This is a genomic window from Pseudomonas sp. Pseusp9, assembly GCF_059491265.1.
Genome location: NZ_CP168500.1, coordinates 238,566 through 263,082 on the forward strand (window position 1 = coordinate 238,566; position 24,517 = coordinate 263,082).

The window sequence follows — 24,517 nt, forward strand, 5'->3', positions numbered from 1 at the left end:
GGGGGTCGTCAAGCAAGTTTTCAAAAAAAATTTAATTATTACCGTCGCTTACGTTCCGACCCCCGATAAATCGGGGTTATTCCGACGGCGGCACGTAGCCTTCGGCCTTGGCGTAATCCTCGCCGGAGAAGTACTTGTCCATTTCGCCCTGCAGATATTTGCGATCTTCGGCGTTCATCATGTTCAGGCGTTTTTCGTTGATCAGCAGGGTCTGGTGCTTCTGCCAGTCGGCCCAGGCCTTGGCCGAGACGTGGTCAAAAATGTCCTGGCCTTTGGCGCCCGGGAAGGGCGCGCGCTCCAGGCCTGGCAATTCTTCTTTGTACTTGCGGCACATGATGGTGCGGGTCATGACGACTCTCCTGCGTTCAATACGGCGGCCGCGCGTTCGAGCAAGGTCTTGACCGGGGCGGCAAGGCCCAGGCGCGGCGGGGTGGCGAGGTTATACCAGAGCCAGTCGGCCTCGGCCACGAGATGGCCGGTCTCCTGGACCTGAACCAGCCAGGGTTCGATGGATAACTGAAAATGGCTGAAGGTGTGCACCAGGCTCGGCAAAGCCTGTTGTGTGCCCAGTTCCAGCGAATGCTGCGCTGCCAGGTGCGGCAGGTCGTCGAGGTCGTCGAGTTCCGGCAGGCTCCACAAGCCGCCCCACAGGCCCGTGGAGGGGCGACGGTAAAGCAGGATGGCGCCGTCGGCGTTGGCGAGCATCGGCATCAGCGTGCGCTTCTGCGGGATGGCCTTGCGTGGCTTGGGGATCGGGTAGCGGGTTTCCAGGCCAAGCATGTGCGCCTCACAGCCCTTTTCCAGCGGACACAACAGGCAGCTCGGTTTGCTGCGGGTGCAGAGCGTGGCACCGAGGTCCATCATCGCCTGGGTGTAGGCGTTGACCCGGTCGTGCGGCGTGAAGCGCTCAGCGTTGGCCCAGAGCTGTTTCGCGACCTTCGGTTCACCGGGGTAGCCCTCTTGCGCGGTAAAGCGCGCCAGCACCCGTTTGACGTTGCCGTCGAGGATCGGCGCGCGCAGGCCCATGCTGATGCTGGCAATCGCGCCAGCGGTGGACAGGCCGATGCCCGGCAGATCAGTGAGTTTTTCCACGTCCCGGGGAAATTCGCCGCCGTACTGCTCGACGACGATTTTCGCGGTCTTCTGCAAATTGCGCGCACGGGTGTAGTAACCCAGGCCAGTCCACAGGTGCAGCACTTCGTCTTCCGGTGCCGCCGCCAGGGCTTCGACCGTTGGCAACGAGGCCATGAAGCGGTCGAAGTAGTTCAGCACGGTGCTGACCTGGGTCTGCTGCAACATGATTTCCGAGACCCATACCCGATACGGGTTGATGCCTTGCTGCCAAGGCAAATCGTGACGGCCGTGGCGGTCGAACCAGTCCAGCACCGCCGTTGAAAACTGCTCGGCTCTCATCGCTTGAACAGTTCCTTGAGTGCGTCTTTCAGTTTCGGGTCGACTTTGTCGCCCCATTTTTCCTCGATTTTTTCGCTGATCCTGTCGCCAGCCACCTTGGTCGCGACCTGGCTCATGCGTTCGTTATCCACGCGGCAAGCCTTGGCGCCCAGCTCCAGGGGGCCGCGGCAGCGCAGTGGCCACTGGATACCGACAAACTTGTCGCCGACCTGGCAGGCCGGGTCCGGCATGGCGCTGGTATCGCCTTCGACGATGATGCCGACGCGGTAGTCCATGCCCAGCACTCGCAGATCGATATCGCCGTCACCGTTGACGGCCATGCCCGGGATGCGCACTTTCAGGTCCGGGTTGCTGGCTACGCCATTACGCAAGGTCAGGTTGCCCTTGAGCTCCTGGAACGGTGTGTCCTTGCCCCGCGGCTCGCCGCTGAGGGTTTTGCGGTTGAGCGTGGCGATGCCTTTGCACAGCTGTTGCTCGAGGTTGGCATTGAGCAGCACGCCATTGTTGATGACGATACTGGCGTTGCCATTGAGGGTTTCGATCAGCGCTTTCTGGCTGTTGCCGTTGCCGGTCAGGTTGCTGTTGAGCGTGATCAGGCCTTTGACCGGCGGATTCTTGCCCTGGCTTTCGAGGATTTTTTCTGCCGGCACCCGGCTGATCTTCGTCTGCAGGTTCAGCGCCGGCACTGGCTGGCGCACATCGAGCGTGCCGGCGGTTTCGAAGTTGCCCTCGTACAGATCGCCGCGCAGGTTGGCCAGCGTCAGCAGGCCGCCCTGGCCGGTGGCCTTGAGCGCTGCGTTATGGATCGGCAGTTTTTTCAGGGTCAACTGGCCGAAGGTCAGGTCGGCGTCCACATCGAGCTTGCTCAAGCGTTCCACTGGCAACAGACGCTCGCTGCTCCACGCTTCCTTGGTCGGTGCGGGTGGCAGTGGTGTGCTGCCCGCGCCAGCCATGGCGTCGGCTTCGGTGCTGGCGACTTCGGCCTGGCGTACCTGCGTGGCGGTATTGGCCTCGGCGGATTTCGGTGGCAGGTAACGGTCGACGTTGAAGGTGTCGGCCTTGAGCACAGCGCGTAGCGATTGCTTGGCGAAGTCTTCGACGGCAATGCGGCCGCTGAAGGTGCTGTCGTCGACTTTCAGGTTAAGGTTGTCGAGCGCCAGGCTGGTCGGTGTCGCGGCCAATCGGCTGACCAGCTCGACTTTGCTCAGGCTGCCTTCGGCCATGGCCGGGAGTTTCTGGCCGATGCTGTCGACGAATTTCGCCAGGTCGAACTGGGCAATCGAGATACCACCGCTGACTTGTGGGGTCTTGTCGAGGTCGTTGACTTTCAGTTCACCCAGCGCCCGCAGTTGGTTGGCGGAGATCTTGATACCGGTCCACTCGGCAACGTTGGCGGCCTTGTCCAGCACCAGCTGGCCCTGGGCGGAAAACGTCATGGTCTTGCCTTGCAGCGGGTCGCCGCTCACTTCACCGGACAACTTCATGTCTTCGAACTGATAACGCTGCAGGGCACGTGCGATACGCACCTCACCATTGAGCTCGGTACGAACCCGCAGTGCCGGCTGGTTGGCAGACAGGAACGCCGTGAGCTTGAGCGGAATGTTGACGGAGTCGTGAACCGCGCCGGTGCTCAACTGAATGCTTTCGGCGCTGAAGCTCTTGCCGGTTCGTTCGTCGGTGTACTCAACCCGTGCGTTGTTCACGGTCAGGCTGTCGATGTCCAGGCGGATCGGCTGAGGCGGCTTTTCCGCCGCGACGCTGGCTTCGGGCGCAGGTTCGACAGCGGCTGGCGGGGTGCTGGTCGCGTCGGTCTTGGCCGTTGCAGGCAGCTTGCCGATGTCCTCCCAGTTGCCGTGACCATCCTTGTCGCGGTTCAGGCGCAGGTTCAGGCCTTCGACGCGCACGTCGCTCATCTGCACTTCACGGCGCAGCAGTGGCAGTACACGCACCGACAGGCCGAGCATCTGCAAGTCGGCGTACGGTTCGGTCGGTTTGACCATGGTCGCGACACTGGCGTCGTGCAGTTCCAGACCCAGCCACGGGAACAGGCTCCAGCCGATATCGCCATTGAGCGTCAGCTCGATGTGGGCCTTGTCGCGGGCAATCTGGCGAATCTCGTCTTTGTAGTCGTTGGGATCGAAGAGGTGGGTCAGGGCAAAGCCCAGCGCCACAATGATCAGCAACAGCCCGAGAAGTACCAGACCCAGGATTTTGCCGAACGCTTTCATGGGCGAGTCCTTGTAGATAGTCGAATTCAAAATTTAGCCGAGGAGTATAGCGCCCCGGAACGGACGACCGGTCAGCGATCACTGCGGCAGTGCATCCAGCGGCAATTTCAGCTTGGCGGCCAGTGCCTGTGCCTCCAGATGCCCGGCAGGCGCGAGCAGGCGCAGGGGCATGCCCGATTGCGCGGCCATTTTCAGGGCTTCGGCCACCAGGCGCTCGGCAACACCTCGGCGACGGGTAATTTTCCGCACACAAATTTGTGACAAGTGCCAGGCGTCTTGGTGCCGTTGCAAACGGGCCGCGCCCAGCAGGCGATCATTGAAGCGTCCGGCGATCAGTGTGCCGTCTCGCAAGCAGTCTTCGATCAATTGCGCTTCTCCGGAAAACGGAGTGAACAGCCAGTCTGGAGCGTCGCGGTAGATCTTCTGCAGATCCTGCCGATCCTGGGGCGTGGCTTGGTTCAGCGGCTCGACAATGATCGGCATGGTGATTCCTGTGAGGTCATGGGTGAAAGAGATCGGATAACGTACAAAAGGTGATGTCAGTTTGGTTTTTCTGCCACTTGCAGATGGTAACCTTTGCCCGTTCGTCCGCCATTCTGCGGCATGTTGTCGCACAACAAGACGCTCCAAGAAAAAAGGTCATGCCTGCGTACATAAAGGCCTGGAGTAGACCGTGGCTGGCGAACCCTACTGATAATTGGGGGAAACACAATGACTACGAGCATCACGGCGGACGGCTTCAGTGCCAGCCAGCCTGCGTTCCTGTCCAAAGAGCGGATCATCGCCAAGCCCGGTTTCAACCGCTGGCTGGTACCACCGGCCGCCTTGGCCATTCACTTGTGCATCGGCATGGCCTACGGCTTTTCGGTGTTCTGGCTGCCGCTGTCCAAGGCGCTGGGCATCACCGCCCCGGTGGCCTGTGCGCCAGGCACGGGTTTTATCGCACAAGTCTTTTCGACCCAGTGTGACTGGCCGATCTCGATGCTCGGCTGGATCTATACCCTGTTCTTCATCTTCCTGGGCTGCTCGGCTGCCATCTGGGGTGGCTGGCTGGAACACGCCGGACCGCGCAAGGCCGGTGTCGTATCGGCTCTGTGCTGGTGCGGCGGCCTGCTGATTTCCGCTTTGGGTGTGTATACCCACCAGATCTGGCTGATGTGGATCGGCTCCGGGGTCATTGGCGGCATCGGCCTGGGCCTGGGCTACATCTCGCCGGTCTCGACCCTGATCAAATGGTTCCCGGACAAGCGCGGCATGGCGACCGGCATGGCGATCATGGGCTTCGGTGGCGGCGCAATGGTCGGCGCTCCGCTGGCGGCGGCGCTGATGAGGCATTTCGCTTCGCCAACCAGCGTCGGCGTGTGGCAGAGCTTCCTGGTGATGGCCGCGATCTACTTCGTGTTCATGATCGGTGGCGCGCTGTCCTACCGCGTTCCGCCAACCGGCTGGAAGCCGGAAGGCTGGACCGCCCCGGTGAAAAAAGCCGCCAACGCGATGATCACTCATCGTCATGTTCACGTGAATGTGGCCTGGAAGACGCCGCAATTTCGCCTGGTATGGCTGGTGCTGTGCCTGAACGTATCCGCCGGTATCGGCATCCTCGGCATGGCGTCGCCGCTGTTGCAGGAAGTGTTCGCGGGCAAGTTGCTGGGCAATGACCTGGCGTTCGGTCAGCTCGACGCCTCGCAGCTTGCTTCAATTGCTGCCATCGCAGCCGGTTTCACCGGTTTGCTCAGCCTGTTCAACATCGGCGGGCGTTTCTTCTGGGCTTCGTTCTCGGATTACCTGGGCCGCAAAAACACCTACTTCGTGTTCTTCGCCCTGGGCTTTGCCCTGTACGGACTGATTCCGAACCTTGGTCATCTGGGCAGCATCGCGCTGTTCGTGGCGGCGTTCTGCATCATCCTGTCCATGTATGGCGGTGGGTTTGCGACTGTTCCGGCGTATCTGGCGGACCTGTTCGGTACACAAATGGTCGGTGCGATCCACGGTCGTCTGCTGACCGCCTGGGCTGCTGCCGGCGTGCTGGGTCCGGTGTTGGTGAACTACCTGCGTGAATATCAGCTGAGCATTGGCGTCGAGCGGGCAGCGGCGTACGACATCACCCTGTACATCCTCGCCGGCCTGCTGGTGCTGGGTTTCCTGTGCAATCTGCTGGTTCGTCCGGTGGCCGACAAATACTTCATGACCGACGCCGAACTGGCCGCTGAACAGGCGCTGGGCCATGACAAGGGCGCTGACAGCAGCACCGTGCTGGAGTGGAAAGCGGCTGCCGGCACCAAGCCTTTGGCTGTTGCAGCCTGGTTGGTGGTTGGCATTCCGTTGGCGTGGGGTGTGTGGGTGACCCTGCAAAAAACAGCAGTGTTGTTCCACTAAGTAATCGCATCGCACTTGTGGGAGCGAGCCTGCTCGCGAATGCGGCCTGACAGTCGACAGTGATGTTGGATGTGAGGGCCTCTTCGCGAGCAGGCTCGCTCCCACAATTATTTTTATGTTGCCTCTAGATGGCTTGTATGGACATGTACATCGCCGACACCCCCGGATTCATTCCGTCAGCGATATCACCTCCCGTGTTTCTGTTTGGCGCCCGCACGCCTATAATGGCTGCCTTTTTCGCCCAATGATTTTGCGGAGCTGGTGATGGCCGAACGTAAGGCGTCTGTCGAGCGCGACACTCTGGAAACCCAGATCAAAGCCTCGATCAACCTCGATGGCACCGGAAAGGCCCGATTCGATATCGGTGTTCCTTTTCTTGAGCACATGCTGGACCAGATCGCCCGTCACGGGCTGATCGACCTGGATATTGTCAGCAAGGGCGACCTGCATATCGATGACCACCACACCGTGGAAGACGTCGGTATCACCCTCGGCCAGGCTTTCACCAAAGCCATCGGCGACAAGAAAGGCATCCGTCGCTACGGTCACGCTTACGTGCCGCTCGATGAAGCGCTGTCGCGCGTGGTGATCGACTTCTCCGGCCGTCCAGGCCTGCAGATGCATGTTCCGTACACCCGTGCCACCGTCGGCGGCTTCGACGTTGACCTGTTCCAGGAATTCTTCCAGGGCTTCGTCAACCACGCCAATGTCACCTTGCACATCGACAACCTGCGTGGGCACAACACCCACCACCAGATCGAAACCGTGTTCAAGGCTTTCGGCCGTGCCCTGCGCATGGCCGTCGAGCTCGATGACCGCATGGCCGGGCAAATGCCTTCGACCAAGGGCGTGCTGTAATGCAGACAGTCGCGGTTATCGATTACGGCATGGGCAACCTGCACTCGGTGGCCAAGGCCCTCGAGCACGTCGGTGCCGGCAAGGTCCTGATCACCAGCGATGCGAACGTGATTCGCGAGGCCGACCGGGTGGTTTTCCCAGGCGTTGGCGCCATTCGCGATTGCATGGCGGAGATCCGTCGCCTCGGTTTCGATTCGCTGGTACGTGAAGTCAGCCAGGACCGTCCGTTCCTTGGTATCTGCGTGGGCATGCAAGCCTTGCTCGACACCAGCGAAGAAAACGACGGTGTCGACTGCATTGGCCTGTTCCCGGGTCAGGTGAAGTTCTTCGGCAAGGATCTGGTCGAGGACGGCGAACACCTGAAAGTCCCGCACATGGGCTGGAACGAAGTGAAGCAGAAGGTGAGTCACCCGCTGTGGCACGACATCCCGGACCTGGCGCGGTTCTACTTCGTGCACAGCTACTACATCACTGCCGCCAACGCGCGGCAGGTGGTGGGTGGCGGTCACTACGGTGTCGATTTCGCCGCGGCGCTGGCCGAAGGCTCGCGTTTCGCCGTGCAGTTCCACCCGGAGAAAAGCCATACCCATGGCCTGCAGTTGCTGCAGAACTTCGCTGCGTGGGACGGTCGCTGGTAAATGGCCGCCAAGAAATCCAAACCGCCGATCCTGACCCTCACTCCTGAACAGGAGAGCGAGGCCAATCGCAAGATCAAGCGGTTCATGGAGGATCGCTTCGAACTGGACCTGGGTTCGTTCGAAGCAGCTGAAATTCTTGAGCTGTTTACCCGCGAAATTGCTCCGCACTATTACAACAGGGCGATTTTCGATGTGCAGGCGCACCTCAAAGAGAGGTTCGAAAGCATCGAAAGCGACCTGTGGGCGCTCGAGAAAAACTGATTTCCGAGCCAAGCTGAACATTCAATTTTGAAGGTTTGCCAGATGCTGATTATTCCCGCTATCGATCTTAAAGACGGTGCCTGTGTTCGTCTGCGCCAGGGCCGCATGGAAGATTCCACAGTGTTCTCCGATGACCCGGTGAGCATGGCTGCCAAGTGGGTGGAGGGCGGTTGCCGTCGTCTGCATCTGGTCGACCTGAACGGTGCCTTCGAAGGTCAGCCGGTCAACGGCGAAGTGGTCACTGCCATCGCCAAGCGCTACCCGAACCTGCCGATCCAGATCGGCGGCGGCATCCGTTCCCTGGAAACCATCGAACACTACGTGAAAGCGGGCGTGAGCTACGTGATCATCGGCACCAAAGCGGTGAAGGATCCAGCGTTCGTCGCTGAAGCCTGCCGTGCGTTCCCGGGCAAGGTGATTGTCGGCCTGGACGCCAAAGATGGCTTCGTGGCTACCGACGGCTGGGCTGAAATCAGCACCATTCAGGTGATCGACCTGGCCAAACAGTTCGAAGCCGACGGCGTATCCGCGATCGTTTATACCGACATCGCCAAAGACGGCATGATGCAGGGCTGCAACGTGCCGTTCACCGCCGCGCTGGCTGCTGCCACGAAGATCCCGGTGATCGCTTCCGGCGGTATCCACAACCTGGGTGACATCAAGACCCTGCTCGACGCCAAGGCGCCAGGCATCATCGGTGCCATTACCGGTCGGGCGATCTACGAAGGCACCCTCGACGTTGCTGAAGCGCAAGCTTTCTGCGATTCGTACAAAGGCTGAGGACTGACCATGGCGCTGGCCAAACGCATCATCCCTTGCCTGGACGTGGATAACGGCCGGGTGGTCAAGGGTGTGAAGTTCGAAAACATCCGCGACGCCGGTGACCCGGTGGAAATCGCCCGTCGCTACGACGAGCAGGGCGCCGACGAAATTACCTTTCTCGACATCACTGCCAGTGTCGACGGCCGCGACACCACGCTGCACACCGTAGAACGCATGGCCAGCCAGGTGTTCATCCCGCTGACCGTGGGCGGCGGCGTACGCACCGTGCAGGACATCCGCAACTTGCTCAATGCCGGCGCGGACAAGGTCTCGATCAACACCGCCGCAGTGTTCAACCCGGAGTTTGTCGGCGAAGCCGCGCAGCATTTCGGTTCGCAATGCATCGTGGTTGCCATCGACGCGAAGAAGGTTTCCGGGCCGGGCGAAACCCCGCGCTGGGAAATCTTCACCCACGGCGGTCGTAAACCAACCGGTCTCGACGCCGTTGAGTGGGCGAAGAAGATGGAAGGCCTGGGCGCCGGTGAGATCCTGCTGACCAGCATGGACCAGGACGGCATGAAAAACGGTTTCGACCTGGGCGTTACCCGCGCCATCAGCGATGCGCTGGGCATTCCGGTGATCGCCTCCGGCGGTGTCGGCAACCTGCAACACCTGGCCGACGGCATCCTTGAAGGCCACGCCAGCGCGGTATTGGCGGCGAGTATTTTCCACTTCGGCGAATACACCGTGCAGGAAGCCAAGGCCTATATGGCCCATCGCGGCATTGTGATGCGTTAGACAATCCAATGCAGGCCAGTGGACATCATGGCGTGCTCAAGGCACTCTTGGGTACGCCATGGATTTCGGTAGCCAGACATGCTTAGACGCCTCCTTCTAGCCCTCGCCAGTGCTTCTCTATTGTTGGTCACCGGGGCGCACGCTAAAGACAGTCCCGATACCGACATGGTGTTGCTGACGGAAAACTTCCCGCCGTACAACATGGCGAAAAATGGCAAGAACTTCGCTCAGGACGAGAACATCAATGGCATCGCCACCGATATCGTCCGCGAGATATTCAAGCGCGCCGACATTACCTACAGCCTGACGCTGCGTTTCCCTTGGGAGCGGATCTACAAACTCACCCTCGAGAAACCCGGTTACGGCGTATTCGTCATGGCGCGGCTGCCGGATCGCGAAAAGCTATTCAAGTGGGTCGGTCCGATCGGCCCGGACGACTGGATCATGCTGGCCAAGGCTGACAGCAAGATCACCCTCGAAACCCTGAATGACGCACGTAAATACAAGATTGGCGCCTACAAGGGCGATGCGATCGCCGAGACGCTGGCCAAGCAGGGGCTCAATCCGATCGTCGTGCTGCGCGATCAGGACAATGCGAAGAAGCTGGTCAACGGTCAGATCGACCTGTGGGCCACTGGCGATCCGGCCGGGCGCTATCTGGCGCGCCAGGAAGGGGTTAGCGGGTTGAAAACCGTACTGCGCTTCAACAGTGCCGAACTGTACCTGGCACTGAACAAGGACGTGCCGGACGAGACGGTGGCCAAGCTCCAGGCGGCGCTGGATCAGATGCGCAAGGAAGGGCGGGTGGACGAGATCATGGCGCAGTATCTCTAACGCCAATCGCCAAATCTTGTGCCGGGCACAATTCCATGTGGGAGCGAGCCTGCTCGCGAAAGCGGTTTGACAGTCGCCATATGCATCGACTGTGATGACCCCTTCGCGAGCAGGCTCGCTCCCACAGTTGTCTGGTGGTGTAGCGGATTAGCGGTACACCCCGTCCTTCCCATGTGCGGCCGTTGCCCGATTGCCGCGTACGCTGATCATCTGCTTGATGTCGATCCAGTCGATCCCCTGAGCCTTGAGCTTGGGTAATTCGCGCTCAAGCACCGCGAGCGTCTGTGGATACGGGTGCCCGATCATCACTGCCGAGCCCTGCTTGTGCGCGAGGCTGATCGCGGTCTGCAACTGGGTGAAGATTGCCGCTTCAGTCCGTTCATCGTCGAGAAAAACATCCCGCGACACGCTCGCCAGACCAATCTTCTGCGCTTCGGCAGCAGCCACGGTCTGGGCGCTGGTGCGACTGTCGACGAAGAGCTTGTGCCGTCGTTGCAGGTCCGCCATCAGCCAGGCCATGGCGGCGGGTTGTGCGGTCATGCGGCTGCCCATGTGATTGTTGATGCCGCTGGTGTACGGGACCATCTTGAACGCCGCATTCAGGCGCTTTTCCAGCTCATCGATGGGCAGCTCGGGGTGCCAGGCGAACGGTCCGGTGGCCGGATCCATGGGCATGTGCAGAATGACGATTTTGCCGGCGCGATGGGCTTCGCGGGCAAATTCGGTGGCGTGGGGTGTGTCGGGCATGATTGCCACGGTCACCGGGCCGGGCAGGGCCAGCACACGGCGATCCCGGGGCAGGTTCTGCCCCAGGTCATCGATGATCAGGGTCAGGTAGGCTTTTTGCGGCGTGGTCGAGGCGGGCGTTGCGTGAACAACACCCGCCAGACAGCAAAGCAGACCGAGAACGTAACGCAGGCGCACCCTCAACGGCCGGACGTGATGCTCAGCCCTTTGAGCAGGCTCAGGGCCTGGGCCAATTGGTAATCATCGTCCTGTGGCATCGGCTTGGCTTTGCTGCTGGAGCCGGTCGGTTTATCGGCGCCGCCGTTACCGTTGCCCAGGTGGCCCTGCAAGTCAGCTTCCTTGAAGTAGTCGCCGTCTTGCTGTTCGCTGGTGATCTTGGCCTTGCGCACTTCGATGTCCGGGACGATGCCCTGGGCCTGGATGGAGCGACCGTTCGGCGTGTAATACAGCGCCGTGGTGATCTTCAATGCGCGGTCATTGTTCAGCGGCAGCACGGTTTGCACCGAGCCTTTACCGAAACTGGTGGTGCCCATCAGCACGGCGCGCTTCTGGTCCTGCAGGGCGCCGGCGACAATTTCCGAAGCCGAGGCGCTGCCGCCGTTGATCAACACGACCATTGGCACGGCTTCGCTTTCGTCCTTGCCGGTGGCAGAGAAGCGCAGCTCGGAGTTGGCGATGCGGCCCTTGGTGTAAACGATCAGGCCCTTGGTGATGAAGTGGTCGACCACTTCCACCGCCGCCTGCAACACGCCGCCCGGGTTGTTGCGCAGGTCGAGAATGATGCCCTTGAGCTTCTTGCCGTTGTCTTTGCGCAGCTTGGCCAGGGCCTTGGAAACCTCTTCACCGGTCTTGACCTGGAACTGGGTGATGCGGATGTAGCCGTAGCCAGATTCCAGCAACTGGCTCTTCACGCTCTTGACCTGGATAACGGCGCGAGCCAGGGTCACGTCGAACGGCGTGCCGCCGTCGCGTACCAGGGTCAGGGTGATTTTCTGGCCGATCTTGCCGCGCATCTTGTCGACGGCTTCGGTCATGCTCTGGCCACGGGTAGGCTGGCCGTTGATCTTGACGATGAAGTCGCCGGCCTGAATGCCGGCCTTGGAGGCTGGCGTGTCGTCAATTGGCGACACCACCTTGATGAAGCCGTCTTCGGCGCCGACTTCGATGCCCAGGCCGCCGAATTCCCCGCTGGTGCTTTCCTGCAGCTCGGCGAAATCTTCAGGGCCGAGGTAGGCGGAGTGCGGGTCGAGGTTGCTGAGCATGCCCTTGATGGCGTTTTCCAGCAGGGTCTTGTCGTCTACCGGTTCGACATAAGCGGCCTTGATCCGGTCCATCACCTCGGCAAAGGTGCGCAACTCATCCAGCGGCAAAGGTGCCTTGGTGGTCGCAGCAGTGCCTGCAGGCGCAACCGCCGGCGCTGGTTGTGCGGCAAACGCCAGAGGCGCGCCGATCACCAGGGCGATCGTCAGGGCCAGCGAGGTAAGGCGGGACAAATGCAGCATGTCGAACGAACTCCTAATGTAGGTGACTCAACGCCTATCCTTGCGCGTGGCACCATTGCGCCGGGTCACTCGGGTGACCCTGCTGACGAATTGCGAAATACAGCGCTGGTGTGTCCTGCCCGCCACTGTTACCGACAGTGGAAATAGGCTCACCGGCTTTTACAACATCACCCGCAGACTTGAGCAGCGTCTGGTTGTGACCGTACAGACTCAAATAACCGTTGCCGTGGTCGAGGATCACCAGCAGCCCGGCACCGCGCAACCAGTCGGCGAACACCACGCGACCACCGTGTACGGCATGCACCGCACTGCCGGCGGACGCGCCGATCATCACACCATCCCACTTGGTCCGGGCATCATCGCCACGGTTTTCACCGAAGCGCGCCAACAGTCGACCATCGACAGGCCAGGGAAGTTTGCCGCGGGTTGATGCAAACGGGCCGCCAAAGGTCTCGCCGGAACTGGAAACCAGTGCGCCGGGAGTCGACCTGGCCGGTTTGCGTGGGGCATCGTCGTTGGCATCTGCCAGCGCCTGCGCCTCACGTAAACGCTTTTTTTCAGCTTCCTGCTGGGCAATCAGCGCTTTTTGCCGCGCTTCTTCTGCCTCACGGGCCTGGCGGGCCAAGGTTTCTTCAATGGTTTTAAGGACTTTAGACAGGTCTGCCTGATCCTGCTCGCGCGCCGCCAGTTTCTGATCGCGAGCCTTTACGTCGTCATTGAGTTTGGCCAGGACTCGCTGGCGCTCCTGGCGGACTTTCTCGAGTTCGCCACGCTGGGTGTCGAGGCTGCTTTGCTGAACCAGCAGTTGCGCCTGCTGCATGGCGATGTCTTTCTCGACATTGGACAGTTGGCGCAGGGTTTCGTTGAAACTCTTCAGCTGCTCCAGGCGAGCCTGGCTCAGGTAATCGTAATAGGTGAGGGTGCGGGCGAACTTTTCCGGGTTTTGCTGGTTGAGCAGCAGTTTGAGGTATTCCTGACGACCGTTCTGGTAGGCCGCGCGGGCCTGCATGGCGATCAGTCGTTGCTGTTCAGTACGCGCGCTCTGGAGTTTTTTTTTCTCTGCATCGAGGCGCTGCAGCTCGGCTTCGCTTTTCTTCAGCTCTTTTTGCAGGGCTTCGACCTGCTTCTCGAGCTTGCCCATTTCGGTTTCGGTGCCCTTGAGCTCTTTCTGCACACTGGACTTCTCTTCCTGCAGTTTACCCAGCAGTTTCTTCAGCTCGGCAATGTCCTGACGCGTGGCGTCCAACTGTTGTTGGGTTTCTGCGCGCTCGTCAGCAAAGGCCGGTTGGAGCAGGCATGTCAGAGCTAGGGCTATCAGGACGCGAAGCATAGGGGCGGGCGGCACCAGGGAAAGGGACGGCCTAGTATGCCCGCCATGGGCGGCAAAAAAAATGCCCATTTCTGACTGTGTGATAACTGGAGCAAAGTTGCATTTGAAAACACCCTAAAACTACTGTGGGAGCGAGCCTGCTCGCGAATAGGGGGTGTCAGGCAACGTCGGTGTCGACTGACAGTCCGTATTCGCGAGCAGGCTCGCTCCCACAGGGTATTGCGGCGCTGGTAAGGCTGGATTACACCAGAATCGAAGTCCCGGTCATTTCCGCCGGCTGCTCCAGGCCCAGCAACTTCAGCATGGTGGGCGCCACGTCCGCCAGCACGCCGCCTTCGCGGACCTTCAGGTCGCGCTTGCCGACATAAATGAACGGCACCGGCTCGGTGGTGTGCGCAGTGTGCGCCTGGCCGGTGGAGGCGTCGGACATTTGCTCGACGTTACCGTGGTCAGCGGTGATCAAGGCTTCGCCGCCGACCTTTTCCAGTGCATCGACGATGCGGCCCACGCACAGGTCCAGGCATTCAACGGCTTTGACCGCCGCTTCGAACACGCCACTGTGGCCGACCATGTCGCCGTTGGCGTAGTTGACCACGATCACGTCGTAACGCTGGTTTTCGATGGCCTCGACGATGCGATCGGTGACTTCCGGTGCGCTCATTTCCGGCTGCAAGTCATAGGTGGCGACTTTCGGCGATGGAATCAGGATGCGCTCTTCGCCCGGGAACGGTTCTTCGCGGCCGCCCGAGAAGAAGAAGGTCACGTGAGCATACTTTTCGGTTTCGGCGATGCGCAGCTGGGTCTTGCCGTTTTTCGCCAGGTAGTCGCCCAGCACGTTTTCCAGGCTGCCGGCGGCGAAGGCCGATGGTGCAGGGATACTGGCGGCGTATTGGGTCAGCATGACGAAACCGGCCAGTTTCGGCTGGCGGGCACGCTCGAACTCACTGAAGCCGTCTTCGACGAACACGCGGGTCAGCTCGCGGGCGCGGTCGGCGCGGAAGTTCATGAACACCACGGCATCGCCGTCTTCGACTTTTACCGGCTCACCGATGGATGTGGCTTTGACGAACTCGTCGCTCTCGCCACGCTCGTAGGCCGCTTGCAGGCCGTCCTGAGCGGTGGCGGCGTTGAATTCGCCCTGGCCGTCGACAATCAGGTTGTAGGCCTGGGACACACGGTCCCAACGGTTGTCGCGGTCCATGGCGTAGTAACGGCCGATCAGGCTGGCGATCCGGCCTTTGCCCAGGGCCTGGAAGGTCGCATCGAGCAGTTCGATCGACGATTGTGCGCTTTTCGGCGGAGTGTCGCGGCCGTCGAGGAAGGCGTGCAGGTAGATGTTCTGAGCGCCGCGCTTGGCGGCCAGTTCGGCCATGGCGACCAGGTGATCCTGGTGGCTATGCACGCCGCCATCGGACAGCAGGCCCATGAAATGCACGGCTTTGCCGGCGGCGACGGCTTTGTCCACGGCGGCGCAGATGGTCGGGTTCTCGAAGAACTCGCCGTCGCGGATCGATTTGGTGACCCGAGTGAAATCCTGATACACCACGCGGCCGGCACCCAGGTTCATGTGGCCGACTTCGGAGTTGCCCATCTGGCCGTCCGGCAGGCCGACGTCCATGCCGCTGCCCGAGATCAGGCCGTTTGGCACAGTGGCCCACAGGCGGTCCAGTACAGGCTTCTTCGCCGCGAAAATGGCGTTTGATTCGGGGCTGTCGCTGTGACCGAAGCCGTCGAGAATCATCAGGACCAAAGGTTTAGGCGTGGTAGTCATGGAATCCACTCGTGGCTGAGGTAAAAGGGGTAATGGAAAAGGGAGTCGCAGTTTAAAGCGAAGTTCCGGCCACGTCACCGCCGGACGGGGTTTGGCCCACCATAGGGGCTGTGTATACTGGCCGACATTTTAACGCCCTGGAACCTCCTTCGATGGTTGCTCACCTGATTGAATTCGCCACTAACCACTACATTCTCGTCGGTATCTTCGTCGTTCTGGCGGCCCTGCTGTTGGCCTATCAAATGCAGGGCGGCGGCCGCAGCCTGAGCACTGGCGAACTGACCGGCCTGGTCAACAAGGACGCGGGCGTCGTGGTCGACATTCGTCCGAGCAAGGATTTCGCCGCCGGTCACATTGTCGGTGCGGTGAACATTCCCCAGGACAAACTGGCCGCCCGCGTTGGCGAACTGGAAAAGCACAAGGCCAAGACCATCATCCTGGTCGACGCCATGGGCCAGACTGCTGGCACCCACGCTCGCGAACTGATGAAATCCGGCTTCACTGCCGCCAAGCTGTCCGGCGGTATTTCCAGCTGGAAAGCCGACAATCTGCCGCTGGTGAAGTGATATGAGCAGCGTCGTCGTCTATTCCAGCGATTACTGCCCTTACTGCTCGCGAGCCAAGTACCTGCTCGAGAACAAAGGCGTGGCCTTCGAAGAGATCAAGGTCGATGGCAAGCCGCAGGTGCGCGCTGCAATGGCCCAGAAAGCCGGACGTACGTCCGTGCCGCAAATCTGGATCGGCAGCACCCACGTCGGCGGTTGTGATGATTTGTTCGCCCTGGAGCGCGCCGGCAAGCTCGACGCGCTGCTCAAGGCCTGACGGCAATACCCCAAACAAGCAAACCTACAAGAACCCTGGATCAAGAAGGATCTGCGATGACTGACCAACAGAACACTGCTGCGAACGAAGAAGAAACTGCACCGCAATTCTCCTTGCAGCGCATTTATGTGCGTGACCTGTCCTTCGAAGCTCCGAAAAGCCCGGCGATCTTCCGCCAGCAGTGGGAGCCGAGCGTCGCTCTGGATCTGAACACCCGTCAGAAGACCCTGGAAGCCGACTTCCACGAAGTCGTACTGACCTTGTCGGTTACCGTGAAAAACGGTGACGAAGTGGCGTTCATCGCCGAAGTGCAACAGGCCGGGATCTTCCTGATCAAGAACCTGGACGATGCTTCGATGAGCCACACCCTGGGTGCGTTCTGCCCGAACATCCTGTTCCCGTACGCTCGCGAAACCCTGGACAGCCTGGTGACCCGTGGTTCGTTCCCGGCACTGATGCTGGCTCCGGTGAACTTCGACGCGCTGTACGCACAAGAGCTGCAACGCATGCAGGCTGCTGGCGAGACTCCGACCGTTCAGTAAACGGCTCAAGTACCGCAGCAAATTCAATGTGGGAGCGAGCCTGCTCGCGAAGAGGGTGTATCAGATGACATCAATGTCGCCTGACACACCCTCTTCGCGAGCAGGCTCGCTCCCACATTTGTTATGCGCTGTTACGTGAAGCCGTTCTGGCGCCAGGCTTCGTAAACAGCCACCGCCACGGTGTTGGACAGGTTCAGGCTGCGGCAGCCTTCGCGCATCGGCAGACGCAGGCGTTGCTCGGAGGGCAAGGCGTCCAGCACCTCGGCAGGCAGTCCACGACTTTCCGGGCCGAACAGGAACGCATCGCCGGGGACGAAACTGGCGTCGTGGAACGGACGCGAACCCTTGGTGGTGAAGGCAAACACTCGCGGATTGCCCAGGCTTTCCAGGCAGCTGGCCAGGTCCGCATGGCGTTGCAGGGTGGCATACTCGTGGTAATCGAGACCGGCGCGGCGCAGGCGCTTGTCGTCCATCTCGAAGCCCAGCGGTTCGATCAAATGCAGGTGGCAGCCACTGTTGGCGCACAGCCTGATAACGTTGCCGGTGTTCGGCGGAATTTCTGGTTGGAAAAGGATGACGTGAAACATGCACGGCTCCGAAGGTAAAGATGACGCGCATTCTACGCCGCCAGAAGGCGTGCGTTCGAAACTATTCCTGCCGGTGATGGGCTCGCTGGCGATTGTCGGTGTGATGGTCGGGATGATGATCGGTCGCCTGACTACGCCAGACCCCAGTCAGTTGCAGCAGGTCGAGGTGACGAACGATGGGCTGGTGGTGTGGTTCAACAATGAACCCAAGACCCACGGCGAAATGGTTGATGGCAGTGTCGCGCTGCTGTTTGGCGCCGAGGGCAAGGCGCAGAAAGGCCAGCTCAAGCTCGACGGCAAGGACGTGAACTGGCGGGTGCGTTTGAGCGATGGGGGGGTGTTGCTGACACTGGTGGCGGCCCGGCCCCTGCAGGGCGAGTGGGCTGGTAGCGAGGTCAACGACCGCTGGCGGCTGGAGATCCATCTCCGGGAGCAATAAAAGAGGGAATCCCCGGCCTGCCTGTACCAAGGTTCCCGAAACGGGAGGCTCGTCGCGAGTGCGGTTTGAGCCTGGAGTAAAGAAGGAACCCCTGACCTGCCTGTATCAAGGGCCCCAAAACGGTTGGGCTCGTCGCGGAGGCGGTGTGAGCCCGGTGTAAAGAGGGGAATCCCCGGCCTGCCTGTACCAAGGCCCCCGAAACCGGTCAGGTGAACTGATTCACCTGAAAGGGTTATTGCAGGGGGCGTGCCAGGTTTTAATACTGTGAAACAAATAAACGCCTAAAAACGCCGAAAGCCCCGTAATCCGGGGCTTTCGTGTTTTTTCAATAGGGGTTCGGTTGTGAACGCAGGCAGGGTTTCGGATCGGTTGCTGTGCGCGATTGCGGTTCACGGTGCATTGCGGCGGTGCATTGATAGCTCTAAAAGCTTCGCGAGCAGGCTCGCTCCCACAGGGTTCGGTAGTGTTCACCCGATAGTGAATACACTGTAAATCCACTGTGGGAGCGAGCCTGCTCGCGAATGGGATGTGACTGTCAGTGAAGAACCGGGTTAATTAACCCTCATCCCCCTCATCATCATCCCCGCCATCCACCTTCATCCCCAATTCCTTGATCTTGCGGGTCAGGGTGTTGCGCCCCCAGCCCAGCAAAACAGCGGCATCGCGGCGGCGGCCGGCGGTGTGTTTGAGCGCAGTCTCGATCATGATCCGCTCGAAGGCCGGCACGGCACTGTCGAGCAGGCTTGACTGACCGCGAGCCAGTGCCTGGTCAGCCCACTGGCGCAGGGCCTGTTCCCAGTTGGTCACAGGGGCCGAATCCTGCGGCAGGCTCAGCAGCTCCGGCGGCAGGTCGCCGATGTGCACTTCGCGACCCGAAGCCATCACCGTGATCCAGCGGCAGGTGTTCTCCAACTGCCGCACGTTGCCGGGCCACGGCAGGTTCTTCAGGTATTCCTCGGTTTCGCTTTTCAGCAACTTCGGCTCGACGGCCAGTTCCTGCGCTGCGCGGCTGAGGAAGTGCCTGGCCAGGGTCGGGATGTCTTCGCGACGATCCGACAGGCGCGGGATGTGGATGCGGATCACGTTGAGGCGATGGAACAAGTCTTCACGGAATTTCCCGGCATGCACCAGGGTTTCCAGATTCTGGTGAGTCGCAGCGATGATGCGCACATCGACCTTCACCGGGACATGACCGCCGACGCGGTAAAACTCGCCATCGGCCAGTACGCGCAGCAAGCGGGTTTGGGTGTCGGCCGGCATGTCACCGATTTCATCGAGGAACAGCGTGCCGCCGTCCGCCTGTTCGAAGCGCCCGCGACGCAGGTTGGCTGCGCCGGTGAACGCGCCTTTTTCATGGCCGAACAGTTCGGATTCCATCAGGTCTTTGGGGATCGCCGCCATGTTCAGTGCGATGAATGGCGAAGCTGCCCGCGGGCTGTGACGGTGCAGGGCGTGGGCCACCAGTTCTTTACCGGTACCGGATTCGCCGTTGATCAGCACGGTGATGTTGGAGTGGCTCAGGCGGCCGATGGCGCGAAACACCTCCTGCATCGCGGGTGCTTCGCCGATGATTTCCGGGGTGCGGGTCAGGGTCGGGGCGACTTCCAGGCCTTGTTGTTCCTGGGCGTGCTGGTTGGCGCGCTTGACCAGGGAAACCGCTTCATCGACGTCGAACGGCTTGGGCAGGTACTCGAAGGCGCCGCCCTGATAGGACGCGACAGCGCTGTCCAGATCGGAGTGCGCGGTCATGATGATCACCGGTAGCCGTGGGTGTTGTTCGCGAATCCGCGCCAGAAGGTCCAGGCCGCTGGCGCCGGGCATGCGGATGTCGGAAATGATCACGTCCGGTTGCTGGCGCGCCAGGCGGCTCATCACGCCATCGGCGCTGTCGAAGCTTTGCGTGGTCATGCCTTCCTGTTGCAAGGCTTTTTCCAGGACCCAACGGATAGAACGGTCGTCATCGACGATCCACACGGTTTCACTACGGCTCATGTCGATGTGGCTCCTTGTTCCAGTGGCAGAAAGATCGAGAAAGTGGTGTGGCCGGGGTGGCTGTCACATTCGATCAGGCCCTGGTGCTGGCTGATGATGTTCTGGGTAATGGCCAGGCCCAGCCCGGTACCGTCCGGACGACCGCTGACCATGGGGAAGAAAATGGTTTCCTGAAGTTCCGCAGGGATGCCCGGACCGTTGTCGATGATCTCGATCTTGGTCACCAGGCGATGGCGCACATGGCCGATGGTGAACTGGCGCATGGTACGGGTGCGCAGGCTGATGCGGCCCAGGCGCAGTTCGTTCTGGCTGCTGATGGCCTGCATCGCGTTGCGCACGATGTTCAGTACGGCCTGGATCATCTGTTCGCGGTCGATCAACACGTCGGGGATGCTTGGGTCGTAGTCGCGCACCAAGGTGATGCAGCCCTGGCTTTCGGCTTCCACCAGCTGGCAGACACGCTCCAGCACTTCGTGGACATTGCACAGGGCCAGTGACGGCAACTTGTTGGAGCCGAGCATGCGATCCACCAGATTACGCAGGCGGTCGGCTTCTTCGATGATGACGTTGGTGTAGTCACGCAGGCTTTCTTCCGGCAGCTCGCGGGCCAGCAATTGTGCCGCACCGCGAATCCCGCCCAAGGGGTTCTTGATTTCATGGGCCAGGCCACGCACCAGCATCTTGCTGGTTTCCTGCTTGGACAGCTGCGCTTCTTCCTTGGTGATCCGCAGCAAGCGGTCACGAGGGTGAACTTCGAGCAGCAGCATCGTGTCGCCATTACTCAGGATCGGCGTTACTGCGTAGTCAACGGTCAGGGTCTGGCCGGTGAGGGCGGTGAGCATGGCTTCGCGCTTGGTGAACGGGTGCGCTTGTTCGACGGCCTGGCGCAACGAATTCAGCGCTTCGGCCGATTCGGTAAACAATTCACTGATGAACTGCCCATGGCTGCGCTGGCCGCTGATGGCCAGCAGCATCTCCGCCGCCGGGTTCATGTACTCGAGGCGCAGTTCGGCGTCGAGCAGGATGGTGGCGGTGGTGAGGTTATCGAGTAGCAAACGGTGGAGTGCGTCGCTAATGGTCATCGGGACCTCTTTTTGGGCAGAGCATGCGCAAGAAACAGCGCTGATACGGGCAAAATGCAAAAACCAAACCAAGGCTCCGAAAAGAAGCGTTCGGCGCCTGAAACAGGCGTTTGACGCTCGTTTGCGTGGCGCTTTGTCAGCTTTCGCGGGTAGTTTCGAACCAAAATGGGTTGGAATGTGAGTACGGTGCAAGCTATTGCACCAATATAGTGCGCAAACCTGAACGAGGTTAAAAAAGTCGCAAGAAAGGATTTTTTTCTTCGGCGGGTTTGTCGCTGACGGGGCATTCCGGCCGCCGGCCGTAGTCATCGAGGGTGCAGGGTTTGATCTTGCGCTTCTGGGCGAGGGATGTGCGCTGCATATGGAAGGGTTGGCTGGCGGTACGTTCGACGATGCGTCCCTGCTCATCAAGGATTTCCACGGACAAGGTATGGCTGCCGCGATCGATGTTGCTCAACGGAAATACCGGGCTCGGGCCGGGTTCGGCAGTGGGTTGGCCGTCGAGCAACAACCGGTAGCGGTGACCGTGTTGCAGGCCGGGCTCGTTGGTGGCGCTGACGATGACTTCGCCGGCGTTGCTGCGGATGGTCGCATCGGGTTCCGGGACCAGAATGCGCAGCACGTCATAGTGGAACGGCACTTGTGCTTCAGGGTTGCCTTGGGCAATCAACGGCTCGGCACGGGTGGGGTCGGCTGCCATTCGAATGCTCTTTGCCAGCGGTACACGCCTGGCGTTACCGGGTTTGGGCTGGTCGGTGAAAACCTGATTGCCTTGGGAGTCAACGTAAGTAAAGACCTGCGCCGACGCGGGCAGCGCGATGAAGCAGGCGATCAGCAACCAGGTCTTCAAGGCGCATGTACTCGTTGCACGGTGAAGGTCGTGGTGGGGCTTTGCTGCACTACTTTTTCGCCGTCGATCACTTGCACGGCGAGGCGGTGTTCGCCGCGATCGATGTTCACCAGTTGCAGGAGCGGTACATTACCTGGCTGGCCGTAGGGCTGGCCATCCAGCAGCAGACGTAACAGATGGGAGCCTTGCAGGCGCGGTTTGATCAGTACGTTAATCGTGAAAGTGCCGTTGTTGGCGCGTAGCGCTGCTTTGGTGGGCAGGCCGGTAAGTTCCAGTTTTTCGTAGGCGTGATGGGCCGGCTCGGTGTTATTGCCTGTCAGAGGTTGTGCCGGATCGACGGGCGGTTGATGCTCGATGCTGTTGATCGGTGGCAAATCAACGGCCCGGGCGTCAACGCCATCGGGCGGTTGATTGCTGTAGGCGGTATTGCCGACGGCATCGGTGTATTTGTAGATCTGGGCCATCACAGGAAACATGAAGGACAGCAGTAGAAGTAATAAAAGTGGCCGCATTCAGACTCCCTGTGTGGAGCAAAGGCTACTCCGCTAATGGGATGCCCTCGCTGCCAGCATAGAACACAACAAGTTCTACCGGTTCATCGCCGGTGACTCCGCGATGAGTGATATTGACCATTTCGGCCAGCGCTTCGCCTTGTTTGAGGCGTCTGGTCTGGCCGCTGTTCCTGTCCTCGATCATTAGTTCGCCCGAGAGAATGTAGCCCGCATTGGGAATGGGGTGGGTGTGCCAGGGGAGTTGGGTATTGGCGGGGATCACGAGTTTGAGCACGGTCAGTTCGGGCGCGGTATCCGGGTAGCGAATGTAAGGTGTGCCATCCCACGACTTGCTGCTTTGAAGCAGTATTTCTCGTTTGATGTCCGTCGATGGGGATTTTGTGGTGCAGCCTAGAAGGGTAAGTGCGGCGAGAGCGGCAAGTAGAGCCTTGAGTGGGAAGGTTTTCATCATTCCATCCGTTGATTGCAGGTAGCGAACAGCCTACGAGTCATTCAGATGAGTTGATGCCGGACGATGCTGTGTGTGCCCGAAGAGATGTCTAACTTTATTGTCGGAAGTTGCCCACAAAAAAGGCCTTCCGAAGAAGGCCTCTTTTTTGTCACGCCGCTTGCGCAGGCGCTACCGGATCAGCAGCTGTAGTACAGCTCGTATTCCAGTGGGTGTACGAAGGTACGAACCTTGATTTCTTCTTCGCTTTTCAGAGCGATGTAAGCGTCGATGAAGTCGTCGCTGAAAACGCCGCCTTTGGTCAGGAACGCACGACCTTTGTCCAGCTCTTCCAGGGCTTCTTTCAGGCTGCCGCAAACTTGTGGGATCTCTTTCGCCTCTTCAGGCGGCAGGTCGTACAGGTTTTTGTCAGCGGCATCGCCAGGGTGGATCTTGTTCTGGATACCGTCCAGGCCAGCCATCATCAGTGCGGCGAAGCACAGGTACGGGTTGGCAGCCGGATCCGGGAAGCGCGCTTCGATACGGCGGGCTTTCGGGCTCGACACGTAAGGAATACGGATCGAAGCGGAACGGTTGCGAGCCGAGTAGGCCAGCATTACCGGAGCTTCGAAGCCTGGAACCAGACGCTTGTAGGAGTTGGTCGCCGGGTTGGTGAAGCCGTTCAGGGCCTTACCGTGCTTGATGATACCGCCGATGAAGTACAGGGCAGTATCGGACAGGCCGGCATAGCCTTCGCCTGCGAAGGTGTTCTTGCCATCTTTCCAGATCGACATGTGTACGTGCATACCCGAACCGTTGTCGCCGTACAGCGGCTTAGGCATGAAGGTAGCGGTACGGCCGTAGGCATCGGCAACGTTGTGCACGACGTACTTCAGGGTTTGGGTTTCGTCGGCTTTCTTCACCAGGGTGTTGAACTTGACGCCGATTTCGTTCTGGCCGGCAGTTGCCACTTCGTGGTGGTGAACTTCGACGGTCAGGCCCATTTCTTCCAGTGCGTTGCACATGGAGGTACGGATTTCGTGGTCGTGGTCGAACGGTGGAACCGGGAAGTAGCCGCCTTTGACGCCTGGACGGTGGCCTTTGTTGCCGCCTTCCACGTCCTGGTCGGACATCCACGAACCTTGCTCGGAGTAGATCTTGAACATGGAACCGGAAATGTCGGACTTGAACTTCACCTGGTCGAAGATGAAGAACTCTGGCTCCGGGCCGCAGAATACGGTGTCGCCAATGCCGGAGGCTTTCAGGTGTTCTTCAGCGCGCTTGGCGATCGCACGTGGGTCGCGATCGTAGCCTTGCATGCTCGAAGGATCGACGATGTCGCAGGTCAGGATCAGGGTCGGCTCTTCGGTGAACGGGTCCAGTACGGCAGTGCTGTCGTCCGGCATGAGGATCATGTCGGAAGCTTCGATGCCTTTCCAGCCAGCGATGGAGGAGCCGTCGAACATCTTGCCGACTTCGAAGAAGTCTTCATCCAGCCCGTCGCGAGCCGGCATGGTCACGTGGTGCTGAGTGCCTTTGGTGTCCGTGAAGCGCAGATCAATCCACTTGACGTCATGATCTTTAATGAGTTGAACCGACTTCGACATACTGTCCTCCGGGGTGGATTAGGGCGGGTAGTGGATGCCCTTTAATGTTTGTGATGCCGGCGCGAATACTCTGCCAAGGCAACCTGCCTCACAAGGGAGCAAATTGCATGCCAGTGCCCCAGCATGGGTTTTTTGCCCC

General features: G+C 60.2%; 26 protein-coding genes. 11 read left to right on the forward strand and 15 right to left on the reverse strand.

Annotation, left to right across the window (positions count from 1 at the left end):
• Positions 1 to 76: 76 nt before the first annotated feature.
• The 4 genes from ACEN8E_RS01005 to ACEN8E_RS01020 all read right to left on the reverse strand — a co-directional run bounded on the left by ACEN8E_RS01005 (position 77) and on the right by ACEN8E_RS01020 (position 4,124).
• Positions 77 to 349 carry an oxidative damage protection protein gene (locus tag ACEN8E_RS01005; protein WP_007972770.1) on the reverse strand — a complete coding sequence of 91 codons (273 nt, stop codon included), beginning with the start codon at positions 347 to 349 and terminating at the stop codon, positions 77 to 79.
• On the reverse strand, positions 346 to 1,413 hold the full coding sequence (gene mutY / locus ACEN8E_RS01010; RefSeq protein ID WP_495591085.1) for an A/G-specific adenine glycosylase: 1,068 nt from the start codon (positions 1,411 to 1,413) through the stop codon (positions 346 to 348). Before mutY ends, ACEN8E_RS01005 begins: the two co-directional genes overlap by 4 nt.
• The gene (locus tag ACEN8E_RS01015; RefSeq protein WP_495591086.1) at positions 1,410 to 3,641 is read right to left on the reverse strand and encodes an AsmA family protein; all 2,232 of its coding nucleotides are present in this window, start codon (positions 3,639 to 3,641) and stop codon (positions 1,410 to 1,412) included. Before ACEN8E_RS01015 ends, mutY begins: the two co-directional genes overlap by 4 nt.
• Positions 3,642 to 3,719: 78 nt before the next feature.
• On the reverse strand, positions 3,720 to 4,124 hold the full coding sequence (locus tag ACEN8E_RS01020) for an acetyl-CoA sensor PanZ family protein (protein ID WP_495591087.1): 405 nt from the start codon (positions 4,122 to 4,124) through the stop codon (positions 3,720 to 3,722).
• A gap of 228 nt (positions 4,125 to 4,352) precedes the next feature.
• Between ACEN8E_RS01020 and ACEN8E_RS01025 the strand changes: the two genes are divergently transcribed.
• The 7 genes from ACEN8E_RS01025 to ACEN8E_RS01055 all read left to right on the forward strand — a co-directional run bounded on the left by ACEN8E_RS01025 (position 4,353) and on the right by ACEN8E_RS01055 (position 10,168).
• Positions 4,353 to 6,017: an OFA family MFS transporter gene (locus ACEN8E_RS01025; RefSeq protein ID WP_495591088.1), complete on the forward strand. Its 1,665-nt coding sequence runs from the start codon at positions 4,353 to 4,355 to the stop codon at positions 6,015 to 6,017.
• A 264-nt stretch (positions 6,018 to 6,281) separates the two neighbouring features.
• Entirely contained in the window at positions 6,282 to 6,875 is a 594-nt protein-coding gene (gene hisB, locus ACEN8E_RS01030) for an imidazoleglycerol-phosphate dehydratase HisB (RefSeq protein WP_003186751.1), read from the forward strand.
• Positions 6,875 to 7,513, forward strand: a complete 639-nt coding sequence (gene hisH, locus ACEN8E_RS01035) for an imidazole glycerol phosphate synthase subunit HisH (protein ID WP_495591089.1) — start codon at positions 6,875 to 6,877, stop codon at positions 7,511 to 7,513. The genes hisB and hisH overlap by 1 nt, the downstream gene beginning before the upstream one ends.
• On the forward strand, positions 7,514 to 7,774 hold the full coding sequence (locus ACEN8E_RS01040; RefSeq protein WP_495591090.1) for a DUF2164 domain-containing protein: 261 nt from the start codon (positions 7,514 to 7,516) through the stop codon (positions 7,772 to 7,774). It begins immediately after the preceding gene.
• 42 nt (positions 7,775 to 7,816) lie between these two features.
• Positions 7,817 to 8,554, forward strand: a complete 738-nt coding sequence (gene hisA / locus ACEN8E_RS01045; RefSeq protein WP_007972753.1) for a 1-(5-phosphoribosyl)-5-[(5-phosphoribosylamino)methylideneamino]imidazole-4-carboxamide isomerase — start codon at positions 7,817 to 7,819, stop codon at positions 8,552 to 8,554.
• Between the two features lie 9 nt (positions 8,555 to 8,563).
• A complete protein-coding gene (hisF, locus tag ACEN8E_RS01050) occupies positions 8,564 to 9,334 on the forward strand; it encodes an imidazole glycerol phosphate synthase subunit HisF (RefSeq protein ID WP_007897430.1) in 771 nt (256 codons plus the stop codon).
• 78 nt (positions 9,335 to 9,412) lie between these two features.
• Positions 9,413 to 10,168, forward strand: a complete 756-nt coding sequence (locus ACEN8E_RS01055; RefSeq protein WP_495591091.1) for a substrate-binding periplasmic protein — start codon at positions 9,413 to 9,415, stop codon at positions 10,166 to 10,168.
• 147 nt (positions 10,169 to 10,315) lie between these two features.
• Here the strand turns inward: ACEN8E_RS01055 and ACEN8E_RS01060 are convergent, their stop codons facing one another.
• From ACEN8E_RS01060 to gpmI, 4 genes are all read right to left on the reverse strand, one after another.
• Entirely contained in the window at positions 10,316 to 11,092 is a 777-nt protein-coding gene (locus ACEN8E_RS01060) for a divergent polysaccharide deacetylase family protein (protein WP_495591092.1), read from the reverse strand.
• Positions 11,093 to 11,094: 2 nt separating this feature from the next.
• Positions 11,095 to 12,417, reverse strand: a complete 1,323-nt coding sequence (locus tag ACEN8E_RS01065) for a S41 family peptidase (protein ID WP_495591093.1) — start codon at positions 12,415 to 12,417, stop codon at positions 11,095 to 11,097.
• Positions 12,418 to 12,451: 34 nt separating this feature from the next.
• Positions 12,452 to 13,747: a murein hydrolase activator EnvC family protein gene (locus ACEN8E_RS01070; RefSeq protein WP_495591094.1), complete on the reverse strand. Its 1,296-nt coding sequence runs from the start codon at positions 13,745 to 13,747 to the stop codon at positions 12,452 to 12,454.
• Positions 13,748 to 13,988: 241 nt separating this feature from the next.
• The gene (gene gpmI / locus ACEN8E_RS01075; RefSeq protein ID WP_495591095.1) at positions 13,989 to 15,518 is read right to left on the reverse strand and encodes a 2,3-bisphosphoglycerate-independent phosphoglycerate mutase; all 1,530 of its coding nucleotides are present in this window, start codon (positions 15,516 to 15,518) and stop codon (positions 13,989 to 13,991) included.
• Positions 15,519 to 15,670: 152 nt separating this feature from the next.
• Here gpmI and ACEN8E_RS01080 point away from each other — a divergent pair, with 152 nt between their 5' ends.
• From ACEN8E_RS01080 to secB, 3 genes are read left to right on the forward strand one after another with little or no spacing between them, the layout of a single operon-like run.
• Positions 15,671 to 16,084, forward strand: coding sequence for a rhodanese-like domain-containing protein (locus ACEN8E_RS01080; protein WP_495591096.1), 414 nt, complete (start codon positions 15,671 to 15,673; stop codon positions 16,082 to 16,084).
• A 1-nt stretch (position 16,085) separates the two neighbouring features.
• On the forward strand, positions 16,086 to 16,340 hold the full coding sequence (grxC, locus tag ACEN8E_RS01085; RefSeq protein ID WP_008018956.1) for a glutaredoxin 3: 255 nt from the start codon (positions 16,086 to 16,088) through the stop codon (positions 16,338 to 16,340).
• Between the two features lie 56 nt (positions 16,341 to 16,396).
• The gene (secB, locus tag ACEN8E_RS01090) at positions 16,397 to 16,882 is read left to right on the forward strand and encodes a protein-export chaperone SecB (RefSeq protein ID WP_057397192.1); all 486 of its coding nucleotides are present in this window, start codon (positions 16,397 to 16,399) and stop codon (positions 16,880 to 16,882) included.
• A 131-nt stretch (positions 16,883 to 17,013) separates the two neighbouring features.
• On the opposite strand, the gene ACEN8E_RS01095 is transcribed toward secB, so the two are convergent.
• Entirely contained in the window at positions 17,014 to 17,469 is a 456-nt protein-coding gene (locus ACEN8E_RS01095; RefSeq protein ID WP_495591097.1) for a tRNA (cytidine(34)-2'-O)-methyltransferase, read from the reverse strand.
• On the opposite strand from ACEN8E_RS01095, the gene ACEN8E_RS01100 reads away from it, so the two are divergent.
• Positions 17,468 to 17,908 carry a hypothetical protein gene (locus ACEN8E_RS01100; RefSeq protein ID WP_495591098.1) on the forward strand — a complete coding sequence of 147 codons (441 nt, stop codon included), beginning with the start codon at positions 17,468 to 17,470 and terminating at the stop codon, positions 17,906 to 17,908. The genes ACEN8E_RS01095 and ACEN8E_RS01100 overlap by 2 nt on opposite strands.
• Before the next feature lie 555 nt (positions 17,909 to 18,463).
• Here ACEN8E_RS01100 and ntrC read toward each other — a convergent pair.
• The 6 genes from ntrC to glnA form a co-directional block, all read right to left on the reverse strand.
• The gene (ntrC, locus tag ACEN8E_RS01105) at positions 18,464 to 19,900 is read right to left on the reverse strand and encodes a nitrogen regulation protein NR(I) (RefSeq protein WP_495591099.1); all 1,437 of its coding nucleotides are present in this window, start codon (positions 19,898 to 19,900) and stop codon (positions 18,464 to 18,466) included.
• Positions 19,897 to 20,982: a nitrogen regulation protein NR(II) gene (gene glnL / locus ACEN8E_RS01110; RefSeq protein ID WP_008018951.1), complete on the reverse strand. Its 1,086-nt coding sequence runs from the start codon at positions 20,980 to 20,982 to the stop codon at positions 19,897 to 19,899. Before glnL ends, ntrC begins: the two co-directional genes overlap by 4 nt.
• A gap of 229 nt (positions 20,983 to 21,211) precedes the next feature.
• Positions 21,212 to 21,832 (reverse strand): DUF4124 domain-containing protein, encoded by a 621-nt coding sequence (locus tag ACEN8E_RS01115; RefSeq protein ID WP_495591100.1) that lies wholly within the window; start codon positions 21,830 to 21,832, stop codon positions 21,212 to 21,214.
• Entirely contained in the window at positions 21,829 to 22,344 is a 516-nt protein-coding gene (locus ACEN8E_RS01120) for a DUF4124 domain-containing protein (RefSeq protein ID WP_495591101.1), read from the reverse strand. The genes ACEN8E_RS01115 and ACEN8E_RS01120 overlap by 4 nt, the downstream gene beginning before the upstream one ends.
• Before the next feature lie 25 nt (positions 22,345 to 22,369).
• Positions 22,370 to 22,792 carry a cupin domain-containing protein gene (locus tag ACEN8E_RS01125; RefSeq protein ID WP_495591102.1) on the reverse strand — a complete coding sequence of 141 codons (423 nt, stop codon included), beginning with the start codon at positions 22,790 to 22,792 and terminating at the stop codon, positions 22,370 to 22,372.
• A 179-nt stretch (positions 22,793 to 22,971) separates the two neighbouring features.
• Complete coding sequence (gene glnA / locus ACEN8E_RS01130) at positions 22,972 to 24,378, reverse strand: type I glutamate--ammonia ligase (RefSeq protein ID WP_429369729.1); 1,407 nt, start codon at positions 24,376 to 24,378, stop codon at positions 22,972 to 22,974.
• Positions 24,379 to 24,517 lie beyond the last annotated feature (139 nt).